Source organism: Streptomyces sp. NPDC053541 (genome assembly GCF_044544705.1).
Taxonomy (GTDB): Bacteria; Actinomycetota; Actinomycetes; order Streptomycetales; family Streptomycetaceae; genus Streptomyces.
Map to the genome: position 1 here is coordinate 187,770 of NZ_JBITXM010000011.1, position 14,788 is coordinate 202,557.

At 74.7% G+C, this 14,788-nt stretch carries 11 protein-coding genes; 4 read left to right on the forward strand and 7 right to left on the reverse strand.

The features are described from left to right. The first annotated feature begins 33 nt into the window (after positions 1-33). Positions 34-471 (forward strand): glutaredoxin domain-containing protein, encoded by a 438-nt coding sequence (locus ACIGW2_RS27525; protein ID WP_399846669.1) that lies wholly within the window; start codon positions 34-36, stop codon positions 469-471. A gap of 20 nt (positions 472-491) precedes the next feature. Here the strand turns inward: ACIGW2_RS27525 and ACIGW2_RS27530 are convergent, their stop codons facing one another. From ACIGW2_RS27530 to ACIGW2_RS27540, 3 genes are all read right to left on the reverse strand, one after another. Then, positions 492-2,123, reverse strand: coding sequence for a DUF4139 domain-containing protein (locus ACIGW2_RS27530; RefSeq protein WP_399846670.1), 1,632 nt, complete (start codon positions 2,121-2,123; stop codon positions 492-494). Positions 2,124-2,128: 5 nt separating this feature from the next. Continuing rightward, on the reverse strand, positions 2,129-4,222 hold the full coding sequence (locus ACIGW2_RS27535) for a DUF4139 domain-containing protein (RefSeq protein WP_399846672.1): 2,094 nt from the start codon (positions 4,220-4,222) through the stop codon (positions 2,129-2,131). Positions 4,223-4,333: 111 nt separating this feature from the next. Continuing rightward, the gene (locus ACIGW2_RS27540) at positions 4,334-4,861 is read right to left on the reverse strand and encodes an NUDIX hydrolase family protein (protein WP_356068741.1); all 528 of its coding nucleotides are present in this window, start codon (positions 4,859-4,861) and stop codon (positions 4,334-4,336) included. A gap of 225 nt (positions 4,862-5,086) precedes the next feature. Here ACIGW2_RS27540 and ACIGW2_RS27545 point away from each other — a divergent pair, with 225 nt between their 5' ends. Together ACIGW2_RS27545 and ACIGW2_RS27550 are read left to right on the forward strand one after the other, a co-directional pair. Continuing rightward, positions 5,087-5,800, forward strand: a complete 714-nt coding sequence (locus ACIGW2_RS27545) for a DUF2993 domain-containing protein (RefSeq protein ID WP_399846673.1) — start codon at positions 5,087-5,089, stop codon at positions 5,798-5,800. Next, positions 5,797-6,756, forward strand: coding sequence for an endonuclease/exonuclease/phosphatase family protein (locus tag ACIGW2_RS27550; protein ID WP_399846676.1), 960 nt, complete (start codon positions 5,797-5,799; stop codon positions 6,754-6,756). The genes ACIGW2_RS27545 and ACIGW2_RS27550 overlap by 4 nt, the downstream gene beginning before the upstream one ends. Here the strand turns inward: ACIGW2_RS27550 and ACIGW2_RS27555 are convergent. The 4 genes from ACIGW2_RS27555 to ACIGW2_RS27570 form a co-directional block, all read right to left on the reverse strand. Next, entirely contained in the window at positions 6,722-8,128 is a 1,407-nt protein-coding gene (locus ACIGW2_RS27555) for a GH1 family beta-glucosidase (protein ID WP_399846677.1), read from the reverse strand. The two genes, ACIGW2_RS27550 and ACIGW2_RS27555, sit on opposite strands and share 35 nt — an antisense overlap. Before the next feature lie 157 nt (positions 8,129-8,285). Beyond that, positions 8,286-9,194: a carbohydrate ABC transporter permease gene (locus ACIGW2_RS27560; protein ID WP_391655485.1), complete on the reverse strand. Its 909-nt coding sequence runs from the start codon at positions 9,192-9,194 to the stop codon at positions 8,286-8,288. Next, positions 9,191-10,144 carry a carbohydrate ABC transporter permease gene (locus tag ACIGW2_RS27565; RefSeq protein ID WP_391655486.1) on the reverse strand — a complete coding sequence of 318 codons (954 nt, stop codon included), beginning with the start codon at positions 10,142-10,144 and terminating at the stop codon, positions 9,191-9,193. The genes ACIGW2_RS27560 and ACIGW2_RS27565 overlap by 4 nt, the downstream gene beginning before the upstream one ends. A gap of 120 nt (positions 10,145-10,264) precedes the next feature. Further along, positions 10,265-11,587 (reverse strand): ABC transporter substrate-binding protein, encoded by a 1,323-nt coding sequence (locus ACIGW2_RS27570; protein ID WP_391655487.1) that lies wholly within the window; start codon positions 11,585-11,587, stop codon positions 10,265-10,267. 339 nt (positions 11,588-11,926) lie between these two features. Here ACIGW2_RS27570 and ACIGW2_RS27575 point away from each other — a divergent pair, with 339 nt between their 5' ends. Further along, complete coding sequence (locus ACIGW2_RS27575) at positions 11,927-14,698, forward strand: glycosyl hydrolase (RefSeq protein WP_399846679.1); 2,772 nt, start codon at positions 11,927-11,929, stop codon at positions 14,696-14,698. Positions 14,699-14,788 lie beyond the last annotated feature (90 nt).

The following is a 14,788-nucleotide window of genomic DNA, read 5'->3' on the forward strand; positions in this document are numbered from 1 at the left end:
CCCGCCGCCCGGCGACGGGTAGCCTCCGTGATCATGACACGTGCCTGGACCCTGCCGACCCTGTTCCTGCTCTGCGGCCTGCTCGTGGCCACGCCCACGTTCCTGGAGGGCGAGCCCGTCCGGGCCGGGGTCCTCCTCACGGTCTTCCTGCTGATCGCAGCGGCGCACTCGCCGCTGGTCTTCCCCCGCCCGCTGCGGGCCGAGGAGGCACGGCGGCGCAGCGCACAGGACGGCCGCCCGGTCGTCTACTGGCGGCCGGGCTGCCGCTACTGCATCCGGCTCCGGCTCGGCCTCGGGCGGGACGCCCGGCGGGTGCACTGGGTCGACATCTGGCGCGACGCCGACGCCGCGGCGGAGCTCCGGGCGGTCAACGGCGGCGACGAGACCGTGCCCACGGTCTTCGTCGACGGCAGCCCGCACGTCAACCCCGGCCCCGCCTGGGTGCGCGACCACCTGGCCCGCCGCGCCTGACGCGGCGGGCCAAGGGGGCGTCACAGGCCGCTGGTGTGCGACTTCGCGGTGATCTCGTACGCGAGGGTCAGCGTGCGCCGGCCGCCGGGCGGGAGCGGCACGTCCCAGCGGACGATGCCGTCCGCGTCGACCTCGTCCGGCACCGGCGCACATGCCTCTTTGCGGAGCCGCACCTGCACCGCCGACACCTCCGAGACCGGGATGCGCTCGCGCACCGTGACCATCCGCTCGCCCTCCTCCCCGGGGGCCGACAGCCGGGACAGGTGCACCCGCACCGTGCGGGAGACCACGGTCCGCTGGGACAGCGCGGTGGTGTCCCGGGACTCCTCGACCCGCCGCACCACCCGGTAGTCGTCCTGACTGCCGAAGGCCAGCTCCGCCGGCGCGCCGGGCGCCGTGAAGTCCAGCGCGCCGCGCCCGCTGAAGCCGCTCGCCCGCACCAGGTCGACCGGCCCGGTCAGCAGCGCGTGCCCGGCACCGTTGTCGAACCGCACCAGCTGCGTGACCAGCGGCGACAGCTCCGGGGAGCAGGCGTGCTCGATCACCGCCCCGGTCGTGAACGAGCTCAGCGGGACGCGGTGGGCACGCCCGTCGGACGGGACGCTCACCGGCGCGGGCGCCGACAGCACCCGCGTCTCGCCGCCGTCGTCCACGCCGGGGAGCCCGACGACCGGCAGCGGTCCGAGCGCCGCGATCGTCTCCTCCCGCGTCTCCAGGTCGATCGTCGCCCGCTCGGCCGCCGACCGCTCGACCAGCGTCAGCCGGTCCTCGACCAGCTTCGGCGGCTCCGTCGCCTGCGCCGTCCGCGCCGTGGACAGGGTCAGCCGGACGCCGTCCCAGTCCTCGCCGGTGCGCTGCCACACCACCGCGTCGCTCTCCAGGGTCAGCGACTCCCCGTCGAGCACCGCCCGGTAGGCCGGGCGCCACAGCGCGCACGGCGTCAGATGCGTGACCCGCAGCAGGGCCGGGCCCGCCACCGGCGCCCGTACCGTCAGCTCGATGTGACCGACCAGCTCGGCCGGCTCCTCCTCCGCCGCGTACAGCGCCTCCGTGGCCGCGCCCAGCTCCTCGCCGACCCGGGTCAGCTCGGCCTCGACGGCGCGCAACCGCTCGGCGTGCGTCTCGCGTTCGGCGTCGATCCGGTCCAGTTCGCGGGTCCAGCGGTCGGGGTCGGCCGTCCCGTACCCCGTGCCCTCGCCGATCTCGCGCAGCAGGTCGGCGGCGAGCCCGCCCAGCAGGTCCAGCCGGGTCGCCAGCCGGTCCCGCCGCCGTCCGAGCTCCGTGCGCTCGGCGGTGAGCGCGTGGACGCGGCGGCGCAGCGGCGAGTCGTCGTCGGAGGGGAGCGGTCCGCGCGGGACCCACTCCCGGACGATCCGTACGTCCAGGACGTCCGGCGCCCCGGGCTCCCCGCCCGGATGACCGCCGTCGCCGCCCCCGGCCCGCTCGGGCGTCAGCTCGGCGTGCAGGGTGCGGTCGACGGCCAGCGCGCTGACCGGCCCGAGCCGCAGCCGCCGCACCCCGGGCTCCAGGAACAGCCGGGCGGTGCGCTCGACATGGGCGCGGTCCTCCAGGCAGGTGACGGCGGTGACGGGGAGCGCGAGGGGCGGCGCGTCCGCGGCCGCCGGGACGGGGGTGTCGGTGCTCGTGGTCATGTCTGTCAGCTCCTCCGGTCGCCGCCGGCGAGGGTCTTGCCGGCCGGGATGCGGATCTCGTAGCCGCCGTCGAGGGCGGTGGTGGCACCGGCGGGCAGCTCCACGCGCCACAGCCGGGTGCCGGGCGCGAGCGCCTCCGCGTCCGGGCCGCCGCCGGACGCGCCGTCCTCGCCGCGCGCGGGCGCCGTCCAGTCGGCCCGCTCCTGGATCTTCACGTCGGCCTCGGAGCTGACCGGCACCCGCTCCTGCACCTCGACGGTGACCGGCCGGGCCAGCGTGTTGGCCAGCTCGACCCGGATCCGGTGGTCGAGGACGAGCGTGCCACCGCGCAGGCCCGCGGTGGACTCGTGCAGCTGGGTGCGGCGGGTCACCCGGATCCCGTCGGCGGGGCCGAGGCCGACCCGCCGCTCGCCGCCGGGCGCGAGCGTGGGCAGCGCGGCCGTCACCATCAGCCCGTCGCCGCCCGCCACCTCCATGCCGCCGGCGAGCAGCGCCCGACCGCTGGTGTTGGACAGCACCAGCGTGGCGTACACGGTCTGCTCGACGGACGGCACACACAGGTACTCGGTGCGCAGGCCGACCGTGATCTCCCCGACGGTGACGGTGTGCCAGGTGCCGTCGGACGGGATGTCCGCGCGGGCCGCCGCGTCGTAACGGTGGTCGAAGGAACCGGCCGAGGTGCGCGGCAGGACCGCGTGTCCGGGCAGCGGCAGCGCCGCCACCTTCTCGGCCCGCCTCCGGTACTCGGCGGCCACCGGGTCGGCCGGGGGCGTCCCCGGGAACAGGCGTCCCCGGCGGGCCGCCGGCTCGTCGGGACCGCTCAGCACCAGGGCCGCGTAGTCCAGTTCGGCACCGCTCGGCCGCGGCGGACCGGGCACCGGCTCGGCGGCCGGCGGCGCGGGGGCGGGCACGGGCGCGGTTGCCGGCGCGGGCACCGGCAGCCCGGTCATCGGCGGCGGAGCGCCGTAGCCGCCGCCGAAGGCAGCGCGGGGCGCGGCCCCCGGCGCCGGCGGGCCGCTCGGCGCGAGCGGGCCACCCGGCGGCGGAGGCGGCGGCAGCACGGCGGCCGGCGGCACGGGAGGGGCGGCGACGGGCTCGGCCGCACCCGCGGACGCGGCGGCCCCACCGGCGACCGCCAGGCCGTACGCGCCGCCGGGCCCCGGATCCGGGCCCGCACCGTCGTACCCGGAGAACAGATCCCCGAGCCCGGCCGGCGGCTCCCGCCACCCCGCCGGCGGCGGCGCGGGCCGGCTGCGCCCGATGCGGATCGAGGCGAGCCGCGGCAGATCGGTGCGCCGGCCGAGATCGGCGGTCGCGAACGTCACCCGCACACCCGTCCAGTCCTCGCCGGTGCGCTGCGCGACCGAGGCGCGCAGCACGAGCCGACCGCTGCCGTCACCCTGGCGGGCGTCCAGCCGGTACGAGGGCACCCAGACGGCGCCCGGCACCCCGTACTCCACGGCCAGCTCGACCTCCCGGCCGGCCGGGCCGTCGAGCGTGAGGACGGCGCTCACCGTCGTGTCCACGTGCGGGTCCGGGCGGTCGCCGGAGGCGCGGGCCAGCCGGTCCTCCAGGACGTCCGACCGGTGGTCGAGCTCCCGGATCTCCTCCTCCAGCTCCGCGAGCCGGGCGTGCAGCCGGGCCAGCCGCTCGTCCACGAACTCCGTGAGCGCGAGCCAGGCCTCGACCGGCGCGGGACGGTGCGGGTCCTCGCGCCGGCGCGACGGGGCGACCGGCCGCAGCGCCGCGACCTCCTTGATCAGCGCCGCCTGGCGCTCCTTGCGCGCCCGCGCGGCTGCCTGAGCCTCCCTCAGCCGCTCGGCCTCCCGGTCCAGCTCGTCGCCGGCCCGGTCGGCGACCGGCTCGGCGGTCACCTCAAGGCGCGCCTCGGTGACCCGGACGCCCTCGCCGCGCACCACCCGCACGCGCAGCGAGGCCGGGTCCGCCACCCGCGGCAGACCCGTGACCCGCACCCGGCCGTCGTCCGGCACCGCTCCACACGCGAGCCGGGTGCACAGCGCCCCCTGCGCGTACACCACCACGCCGTCGAGCGCCGACCCCCAGCCGAGGGTCCGCGCCCGCTCCGTCTCCACCGTCATTCCCTGCCCCCCGAACGCCGTGTTCGTCCCAGCGGCGGAAGCCTACGCGCCGCCACCGACAACGGGGCGGGCGCGGGGGAACGGCGCGGGGGCCCGGAACGGCGCGGTGGTTCAGAACGGCAGGCCGACGTGCGCCAGCGCCTGCCGCAGCAGCGCCCCGTGGCCGCCCGGCATCTCGCTCTGGACCGCGGCCGACGCCGCCTCCTGCGGGCTGAACCAGACCAGGTCCAGGGCGTCCTGGCGCGGCCGGCAGTCGCCCGTCACAGGGACGACGTAGGCGAGCGACACCGCGTGCTGGCGCGGGTCGTGGAAGGGTGTGATGCCGGCCGTCGGGAAGTACTCGGCGACCGTGAACGGCTGGAGGGAGGACGGGATCCGGGGCAGCGCCACCGGGCCCAGGTCCTTCTCCAGGTGGCGCAGCAGCGCGTCGCGGATCCGCTCGTGGTGCATGACACGGCCGGACACGAGCGTGCGGCTGATCGTCCCGTCCGCGCCGATCCTCAGGAGCAGGCCGATGCTGGTGACTTCGCCGCTGTCGTCCACGCGCACGGGCACGGCCTCGACGTACAGGATCGGCATGCTGCCCCGCGCGGTGTTCAGCTCGTCCGCCGACAGCCAGCCTGGCGTGGTTTCGGTCATGTCAGACATCGCTTGATCATACTTTCCCGGCCGGGCCGCGTCTCGGAAAACACGCCTGCCGGGCGGGTGGAAGCCGTCCCCCGCACCCCCCCGATCCCCGCCGCACCACCCGCCCCACCCGTCCCGCCCGTTCGCCCTCACGGCATAGGATCGACACCCGGCCCGAGCGGCCGGTGACGAGCCGGCGCCCATCGAGGGCGCGGCGCGAGACGGGGGAGTACGGGGATGGGACGGCGCTGGGTCAAGGTGCTGCTGATCGTGTTCGGCATACTCGCGGCGCTGTTCGTCGCGGTGGACCGGATCGCGGTGCACTACGCGGAGAAGGAGGCCGTCACCCTCGCCGAGGAGAAGTACGGCTACGGCGCCGGGTCGACCGACGGCTTCACCGAGCTGTCCATCCACGGCTTCCCGTTCCTCACCCAGGCCGCCTCGCTCCGGTTCGACCACGTCACCCTCACCGCCGGGAACTTCTCGGTCAACACCACCGCGAACGCCCAGGGCGACCACCTCGGCATCCGCCGGATCGAACTCGACCTGCACGACCTGTCCGCCCCCTCCGTCACCGCGCGCCGCGTCGACGCCAACCTGGTCACCGGGCGCGTGACGATCGGATACGAGGAGCTGTCCGGCGTCCTGTCCCGGCTGACCGCCCGGGGCGGCGCCCTCACCGTCGCCCAGGGCGCCGCCCCCGCCGGCGACGCCGGCCCGACCCTGGCGCCGCTGCGCGTCACCGGCACCCAGGACGGGCGGAAGCTGGAGACCGCGGCGAGCATCTCGGTGGCGGCGGACGAGTTCGAGTTCCGCGTCCCGGAGCTCGCGGCCCAGCCGTACACCTGGCGCGTCCCGCTCCCGCAGAACGTGAACATCACCGCCGTCCGCGCCACCGCCGACGGCGTCGAGTTCGAGCTGACCGGCCACCAGGTCGTCCTCGGCGGATGACCCGCGCGCCGGCCCGGTCCCGGGGCGGGGGCCTCGCCCTCGCCGCCGTGACGACCGCGTTCCTCCTGGCCTTCCACCGGGCGGTCCCCAACACCCCGGGGCGCCCCGGCAGCCTCCTGGAGGCGTTCCTGCCCTGGCTCGGCGCGGTGGTCCTCGTCCTGCTCGGGTGGGCGCTGCTGCGCCGCGCCGCGCTCGCCCTCGTCGCCCTGCTGCTGCCGGTCGCCGCCTGGACCCACCTGTTCGGCGGACTGTGGCTGCCCGCCGCCGGCCTCCGGCCCGGCGACCTGGTCGTGGCGCAGCACAACGTCAGCGACGAGAACGCCGACCCCGCCGGCACCGCGCGCGCCCTCGCCGCCGCCGGGCCGGACCTCATCGCGCTCCAGGAGCTGCTGCCGGCGGCGCTGCCCGCCTACGAGCGGACCCTGGCCGCCGCGTACCCGTACCACGCCGTCCACGGCACCGTCGGCCTGTGGTCCCGCCACCCGCTGACCGGCGTCCGGCCGGTGGACATCAAACCCCGCGCGATCACGGAGGGATGGAGCCGCGGACTGCGCGCCGAGGTGCGCACCCCCGACGGCCCCGTCGCCGCGTACGTGGCCCACCTCCCCTCCGTACGGATCGGGCCGCGCGGCTTCGCCTCCGCCCGGCGCGACGAGAGCGCCCGGCTGCTGGGGCGGGCGATCGCCGACGAGGAGCTGCCCCGGGTCGTCCTGCTCGGCGACCTCAACGGCACCGTCGACGACCGGGGCCTCGCCCCGCTCACCTCCCGCCTCCACGTGGCGGAACGCGGCTTCGCCCTCAGCTTCCCGGCCGCCTTCCCGGTGGCGAGGATCGACCAGGTGATGGCCCGCTCCGGCACCGTCACCCAGGTGCGCACCCTGCCCGCCACGGGCAGCGACCACCTGCCCCTCGTCGCCCGCGTCAGCCCGCTTCCGGCAGACCGCCCCGGGCGATGACGTCCGCGTACCAGCGGGCGCTGTCCTTCAGCGTGCGCCGCTGGCTGGCGAAGTCGACGTGCACGATGCCGAACCGCTTGCTGTAGCCGTACGCCCACTCGAAGTTGTCGAGCAGCGACCACAGGAAGTAGCCGCGCACGTCGGCGCCGTCCGCCAACGCCCGGTGCACCGCCTCCAGATGGCCCCGCAGATAGGCGACCCGCTCGGGGTCCTTCACCTGCCCCGAAGGGTCGGCGTAGTCCTCGTAGGCCGCGCCGTTCTCCGTCACCAGCAGGGGCACGCCCGGCAGTTCGTCCCGCAGCCGCACCAGCAGCCCGTGCAGTCCGTCCGCGTCGACCGGCCAGTCCATGGCCGTGCGCGGCCCGTCGACCGGCACGAAGCGCACGTGCCGCTCCGCGCCCGCCCACGGCGACGGCTCCCCGGGGGCCGGGCCGGGGCCGGCCTCGACCACGGTGGGGGAGTAGTAGTTGATGCCGAGCGAGTCGATCGGCGCCGCCGTCGTCGCGAGGTCCCCGTCCCGTACGAAGGACCAGTCGGTGATCGCGGCCGTGTCCTCGACCAGGTCCTTCGGCAGCCGCCCGTGGAACACCGGATCGAGGAAGATCCGGTTGCCGACGGCGTCGATCCGCCGGGCCGCGTCCCGGTCCGCCGGATCCTCCGAACGGGCCCGCACCGCGTGCAGGTTGAGCGTGAGCGACACCTCCGGCGCGGGCGACCCGGCGGGCGCCGCGGGCAGCGCGGCGCGCAGCGCCCCGACCGCAAGGCCGTGCGCCAGGTTGAGGTGGTGGGCCGCGCGCAGGGCCGCGAGGTCGCTGGTGCGCCCCGGGGCGTGCACCCCGCTGCCGTAACCGAGGAAGGCGGCGCACCACGGCTCGTTGAGCGTGGTCCAGGTCGCCACCCGGTCGCCGAGCGCCTCGGCCGCGAGCCCGGCGTACTCGGCGAAGCGGTACGCCGTCTCGCGCTGGGGCCAGCCGCCCGCGTCCTCCAGTTCCTGCGGCAGGTCCCAGTGGTAGAGGGTGGCGACCGGCCGGATGCCGGCCTCCAGGAGTCCGTCGACGAGCCGCCGGTAGAAGTCCAGGCCCCGCTGGACGGCCGGCCCGCGGCCCGTGGGCTGCACGCGCGGCCAGGCGATCGAGAAGCGGTAGTCCGTCACCCCGATCCGGCGCAGCAGCGCGATGTCCTCGGCGGTGCGGTGGTAGTGGTCGGCGGCGATGTCACCGGTGTCGCCGTTGCGGACGCGGCCCGGGGTGTGGCTGAAGGTGTCCCAGATGGACGGCGTGCGGCCGTCCTCGCGGGCGGCGCCCTCGATCTGGTAGGCGGCGGTGGCGGTGCCCCAGCGGAACCCGGGCGGGAAGCGGAGCGGCTTGGACATGAGGACACGACTCCCGGAGGTGAGAAGGGCGATGCGGTACGGGGAGAGACGAGGAGAGATGAGGAGAGGTGACGAGAGGCGGGGAGAGACGGGGAGGGACGGGAGAGACGCGGGTGCCGGCGCGGTCGGGCCGGCGCGGCGGGCGGGGCCGGGGCGCTCAGCCCTTGACCGCGCCCTGCATGATGCCGCCGACGATCTGCCGGCCGAGCAGGCCGAAGACGAGCAGCACGGGCAGGGTGCCGAGCAGGGTGCCGGCCATGACCACCGACTGGTCGTTGACGTAACCGCCGCCGAGCTGCCGCAGCGCGACCTGCACCGTCGGCTCGGAGGAGGAGAGGGCGACGACGGGCCAGAAGAAGTCGTTCCAGGCGGTCATGAAGGTGAGCAGACCGAGCACGGCCATGCCGGGACGGGCGATCGGGACCACGATCGACCAGAAGATCCGGCCGTTGGACGCGCCGTCGACCCGGGCCGCCTCGATCAGCTCGTCCGGCAGCGACTGCACGAGGTACTGGCGCATGAAGAATACGCCGAAGGCGGAGACCAGTCCGGGCAGGATGACGGCCTGGAGCTGGTTCACCCACTGGAGTTCGGCGATCAGCATGAAGAGCGGGATCACGCCGAGCTGTGGCGGGATCATCATCGTGCCCACGGTGACGGCAAGGAGCGCGCCCCGGCCGCGGAAGCGCAGCTTGGCGAAGGCGAACCCGGCGAGCGTGCAGCACAGGACCGTGCCGAGGGTGATCGAGCCCGACACGATCAGGGAGTTGAGGAGCGCCGTGCCGATGTCGGCCTCCTCGGTCACCGCCCGGATGTTGTCGGCCAGGTGCGGACCGGGCAGCAGCGCCGGCGGGACCTTCGCGAGGTCGGCGTTGGAGCGGCTGGCCGCCACGAGCGTCCAGTAGAAGGGGAACGCCGAGACGAGGACCGCGAGCACGAGGACCGCGTAGGCGAGGGGCCCGCCCTTCAGGGTCCGCCCGGCGCCGCTGCCGCGCCGGGGCCGGCGGGCCGGGCGGTCGGCGATGGACTCGCGGACGGGCGTGGGCGGTGCGGCGAGCGCGGTCATCGACCGGCCTCCTTGCGCGAACGGCGCCGGACGACCAGGGCGTTGACCCCGACCACCAGCAGGATCAGCAGGAACATCACCCAGGCGATGGCCGCCGCCCGCCCCAGGTGGAAGAAGCCCCAGCCCTGCTCGTACAGATAGAGCCCGAGCGTCTGGTACTGGTGCGAGATGCCGCCCGACACCGAGCCCTCGAAGAGCAGCGGCTCGCCGAAGAGCTGGGTCGCGCCGATCGTCGAGACCACGACCGTGAACAGGATGGTGGGACGGAGCCCGGGCAGCGTCACGTGCCAGAACTGGCGCAGCCGCGAGGCCCCGTCCATCTCCGCGGCCTCGTACAGCTCGTGGGGGATGGACTGCATGCCCGCCAGGTAGATCAGCGCGTTGTAGCCCGTCCAGCGCCAGATCACGATGGTGGAGACCGCGACCTGGGAGGCGACCGTGCCGGTCTGCCAGTCCACCGGGTCGATCCCGACGAGCCCGAGGACCACGTTGACCAGGCCGAAGTCACGGCCGAAGAGCTGCGCGAACACGAGCGTCGCGGCGGCGACGGAGGTCGCGTACGGCAGCAGCATCGCCGTGCGGAAGAAGGTCCGCCCGCGCAGCCGGTGGTTGAGCACGTGCGCGAGCCCCAGCGCCATCACCAGCTGGGGCACGGTGGAGAGCACCCCGATGGTGAAGGTGTTGCGCAGCGCGGTCCAGAAGTACGTGTCGGAGAGCAGCGCCGTGTAGTTGCCGAGGCCGCGCCACTCCATCTCGCCGGGCGTCTGCAGCTCCACACGGTAGAGCGACACGAAGGCCGTGTAGAGCAGCGGGAAGAGGCCGAAGGCGGCGAAGAGGGTGAAGAAGGGGGCGAGGTAGGCGTACGGGGAGGCCGTGCGCCAGGCACGGCGCAGCGCGCCGGGGCGGCTCGCCGCCCCCGGTCCGGTGGTCGTCGGTGCGGTCAGGGTCACGGTGCGGCCCTTCGGAAGGGAGGAGAGGCGGGGGTGGGGGAGAACGGGGAGGGGCCGGGGCCCCGCCGGGGGGAGGGCGGCGGGGACCCGGACGCTGAGCCGCGCCGGTGGCGGCCCGGCTCAGCCGATGGTGTTGTCGACGCCCTTCTTGGCGTTCGCCCAGGCCTGCGCCGGGTCCGTGCCCTTGCGCTCGACCTCGCCGAGGGCGTTGGTGATCTGCTGGGCCACGTTCTGGTCGTGCACGCCGAGCACCTGCACCGGGGCCTCCTTCGCCGCGTCGCCGAAGATCCTGCCGATGGGCGCGCCGGAGAAGTACGGGTCGGTGGCGTCGGCGATCTGCGCGATGGCGGCGGTCGCCGACGGGAAGCTGCCCTGCTTCGTGAAGAGCCGCGCCTGCTGGGCGGGGGCGGTGAGCCAGGCGATCAGTTCGTACGCCTCCTTCTTGTGCTTCGCGGCGCGCGGCACGGTCAGGTAGGAGCCGCCCCAGTTGCCGGCGCCGCCGGGCAGCTTGGCCACGTCCCACTTGCCCTTGCCGGCGTCACCGGCCTGGCCCTTGATGTAGCCGAGCATCCAGGCGGGGCAGGGCAGGGTGGCGAAGGAACCGGCCGCGAAGGCCTGGTTCCACTGCGGCGACCACTGGTCGAGCTTGGCCGTGAGTCCGTCCCGGGCGGCGGTGACGGAGGTGTCCCAGGCGGTCTTGAGGGCCGGGTTGGTGTCCCAGATCAGCTTGCCGGAGGCGTCGTAGTAGCGCTCCTTCTGCTGGCCGATCATCACGGAGTAGAGGCTGCCGACGCTGTCCAGCCACGCGCTCTTGGCGGGGGCCTTCGCCTTGTACTGCCGGCCGAGGTCCAGATAGCCCTCCCAGGTGGACCACTTCCGCGCGAGTTCCTCGCGGTCGGTGGGCAGTCCGGCCTGCGCGAGGAGGTCGGTGCGGTAGCAGATGGCTTCCGGTCCGACGTCGGTGCCCAGGCCGAGGACCTCGCCGTTCCTGCCGACCGCGGCCGACCACTTGGCCTCCGCGAACTGCCCCTTGAGCTTCTCGGCGCCGTGCTTGCGCAGGTCCTCGAAGCGGTCGGCCTGCTGCTGGGCGACCGAGGCGATCCGGCCCACCTCGACCGCCTGGACGTCGGCGAGGCCGCCGCCGCCCGCGAGCCGGGTCTGCAGGGACTTCCAGTAGTCGGCCTCGTCCTCGGTGTCCGTCTGCTTGATGGTCACGCCCGGGTGCAGCTTCTCGTACTCGGCGTAGAGCCCGGCCTCCTCATACCCGAAGGAACCGAAGAGGTCCACGGTGATCGTGACCTCGCCGCCGGCGCTGTCGGCGGCGCCGTCGGGCGCACCTCCGCAGGCGGCGAGCAGGACTCCGGCGAGCGCGACCGCCCCCAGGCGGACGGCGGCCTTGCCGGCGGCCCCCGCGGCTCTTCCGGCGGCTCGGGCAGTGGACATGGGAAGCCTCCTTGGCTTCGGGACCGAACGGGAACGACTGCCTGAGAGCGCTCTCAAGCTGCGAGGGGAGCGTGCCCGCGCCCTAGGGCTTCCGTCAAGAGTCGAAGGCGTAACGGCCCAGAAACGCCCCGGACTTCAGATGTTGCGTCATGTATTGACACCAGCATTCGGGGCGCCCTACGTTTCCAGCCGTCTGAGAGCGCTCTCACCTGCTCGTCAGCCGGCGCACCCCCGACCTGCACGCACCGCCGGCCCCGATCCGTCGTCACCGCCCGCGGTCACGCACCCGCCGGCACCCGCCCGTGGTCACCCCCACCCCTCCGACCCGAGGTGTTTCCCATGCGAGTCCCCCACCCGCGCCACGCCGCCTCGCTCCTCCTCGCCGCCGCGCTCGCCGCGATCGGGCTCGGCCCCGCCGCGGCCCCCGCGGCCGCCGCCACCGTCCCGGTCGGCGCCGGGAGCTACGCCGACGCCCGCCCGCCCGGAACCTCGGGCCCCACCACCAACACCGGCACGCCCGTCACCCCCAAGGTCACCGCGGCCGCCCAGGGCAGGCCCGTCCCCACCAACGACTGGTGGTCCTCACTCGCCTTCCAGCGCTACGGGGACAACCCCTACTCGACCCCCATGTACGGGCACCCGCTCACCTACCAGGCCACCGCCGGCGGCCTCGACATCGGCTACCCCACCAGCCCCGCCGTCGTCGGCGACGGGCGCCAGTACGAGTACGCCCACAAGCGGGACCTCACCGTCGGCCTCGCCGGGCTCAACGCCCCCGACACCAAGGCCGACGCCTGGTCCGACTGGACCGTCACCCCCTACTGGTCCGACGGCACCCGCACCCTGCGCACCACCATCGGCCACGGCAGCCCCTTCGTGTACGCCCGCGGCACCGGCGGCAACGCCCAGATCACCACCGCAGCGACCCCCGCCGTCTTCGCCGACCAGGGCAACGTCCTCGGCATCACCGTCGCCGGCCACCACTACGCCCTCTTCGCGCCCACCGGCAGCGACTGGATCGTCAACGGCAGCACCATCAGCGCCGGACTCGGCGGCCGCGACTACTTCTCCGTCGCCGTCCTGCCCTCCACCGACGCGCTCGCCACCTTCCGCAGGTACGCCTTCAGCTTCGTCACCGGCTCCCGCGTCGACTGGAGCGTGACCAGCGGCACCGTCCGCGCCACCTACACCCTCACCACGGAGGCCAAGGAGGGCACCGAACGCGGCACCCTCCAGGCCCTCTACCGCCACCAGTGGCTGCACAGCACGGACGCGCTGACCCCGTACACCTACGTCTCGCCGCGCGGCACCATGAAGGTGCGCGAGGCCGCCTCGTTCACCACCGCCCAGAAGGCCGCCCCCGTGCTGCCCGCGCTGCCCCGCACCTCCGCCGTGGACACCGCCCGGCTGCGCGGCCACCTCAACGAGGTCGTCAACGCCGCCGACCCGCTCAATGGCGCCGTCGACACCTACTGGACCGGCAAGGCCCTCGGCCGCCTCGCCCAACTCGTCCCCGTCGCCGACCAGATCGGCGAGACCGCGACCCGCGACCGGCTCCTCGGCCTCCTCAAGGGCCGCCTCCAGGACTGGTTCACCGCGGGCGGCGCCAACGAGTTCGCCTACGACCCCAACTGGCGCACCCTCATCGGCTACCCCGCCTCCTACGGCAGCGACACCGAACTCAACGACCACCACTTCCACTACGGCTACTACGTCCTCGCCGCGGCGATCGTCGCCCAGTACGACCCCGGCTGGGCCGCCGACTCCGCCTGGGGCGGCATGGTCAAGACCCTGATCCGCGACACCGCCAACCCCAGCCGCACCGACGGCGCCTTCCCCTTCCTGCGCGGCTTCGACGTCTACGCCGGCCACAGCTGGGCCTCCGGACACCAGGGCTTCGCCGCCGGCAACAACCAGGAGTCCTCCTCCGAGTCCACCAACCTCAGCGCCGCCCTCGTCCTGTGGGGCTCCGCCACCGGCGACACCACCCTGCGCGACCTCGGCAGCTACCTCCTCGCCACCGAGGGCGAGGCCATCACCCAGTACTGGTTCGACGCCGACCAGCAGGTCTTCCCCGGATCCTTCACGCACGACACCGTCGGCATGGTGTGGGGGAGCGGCGCCGCCTACTCCACCTGGTGGACCGCCAACCCCGAGGAGATCCACGGCATCAACGTCCTTCCCGTGACCGGCGGTTCGCTCCAGCTCGCCGCCCGCAAGGACGCCATCCGGCGCAACATCGCCGAGATGGAACGCGAGAACGGCGGCCCCGCCGTCGAATGGCGCGACATCCTCTGGGAGTTCCAGTCCCTCGCCGACCCCGCCACCGCCCGCGCCACGTGGGACGCCGGCAACGCCTCGTACACCCCGGAGGCCGGCGAGTCCAAGGCCCACACCTACCACTGGATCGCCACCCTCGACGCCCTCGGCGCCCCCGACCCCTCGGTCACCGGCGACCTGCCCACCTCCGCCGTCTTCAGCAAGAACGGCGTGCGCACCTACGCCGCCCACAACCACGGCTCCACCGCGCGCACCGTGACCTTCTCCGACGGCAAGAGCCTCACCGTCCCGGCCCGGTCCACCGCCACCGGCACCGGCACCGGCGGCACCGACCCCGGCCCGCAGCCCTCGACGGGCAACACCTTCCGGGTGCGCTCCGGCGGCACCCTCACCACCGCCACCGACGGCACGCCCGGCAGCGACACCATCCTCTCGGCCGGCGGCACCAACCACGACGGCACCCCCTACCGCCCCCTCGTCTACGAGGCCCGGGGCGTCAACGGCACCCTGCGGTCGGGCGCCACGACCGCCTTCCGCCTCCCGGTGGACGCCGGCACGGCCGTCGGACTCGGCCAGCAGGTCCGGGTCAGCTACGACCTCACCGGCGACGGCACCTTCGACCGCACCGAGACCTACCACTACTTCGCCACCGACCCGGTGACCGGCTGGGAGGAGTACAACCAGAACCGCGGCCTCCAGTCCGCCACCGGAACCCTCGGCGACCTCACCGGCGGCACCGTGCGGCTGGAGGTCTGGAGCGCCATCGGCAACGCCGACTCCCGGCTGCGGACGGGCGCGGAGGACTCGGTCCTGGTCATCCCGTACGGCTGAGCCGGCGGGTACGACCGACCCCTCGGGTCCGACCGACCCGCGCGTACGACCGAGGCGGTGGCCGTCCTTCCGACGGCCACCGCCTCGCGC

Bases quoted from the DNA above. Each gene is read 5' to 3' on its own strand.
- ACIGW2_RS27535 (WP_399846672.1), bottom strand. From the start codon at position 4,222: ATGACGGTGGAGACGGAGCGGGCGCGGACCCTCGGCTGGGGGTCGGCG.
- ACIGW2_RS27540 (WP_356068741.1), bottom strand. From the start codon at position 4,861: ATGACCGAAACCACGCCAGGCTGGCTGTCGGCGGACGAGCTGAACACC.
- ACIGW2_RS27570 (WP_391655487.1), bottom strand. From the start codon at position 11,587: ATGTCCACTGCCCGAGCCGCCGGAAGAGCCGCGGGGGCCGCCGGCAAG.
- ACIGW2_RS27575 (WP_399846679.1), top strand. From the start codon at position 11,927: ATGCGAGTCCCCCACCCGCGCCACGCCGCCTCGCTCCTCCTCGCCGCC.
- ACIGW2_RS27530 (WP_399846670.1), bottom strand. From the start codon at position 2,123: ATGACCACGAGCACCGACACCCCCGTCCCGGCGGCCGCGGACGCGCCG.
- ACIGW2_RS27525 (WP_399846669.1), top strand. From the start codon at position 34: ATGACACGTGCCTGGACCCTGCCGACCCTGTTCCTGCTCTGCGGCCTG.
- ACIGW2_RS27560 (WP_391655485.1), bottom strand. From the start codon at position 9,194: ATGACCGCGCTCGCCGCACCGCCCACGCCCGTCCGCGAGTCCATCGCC.
- ACIGW2_RS27545 (WP_399846673.1), top strand. From the start codon at position 5,087: ATGGGACGGCGCTGGGTCAAGGTGCTGCTGATCGTGTTCGGCATACTC.
- ACIGW2_RS27555 (WP_399846677.1), bottom strand. From the start codon at position 8,128: ATGTCCAAGCCGCTCCGCTTCCCGCCCGGGTTCCGCTGGGGCACCGCC.
- ACIGW2_RS27550 (WP_399846676.1), top strand. From the start codon at position 5,797: ATGACCCGCGCGCCGGCCCGGTCCCGGGGCGGGGGCCTCGCCCTCGCC.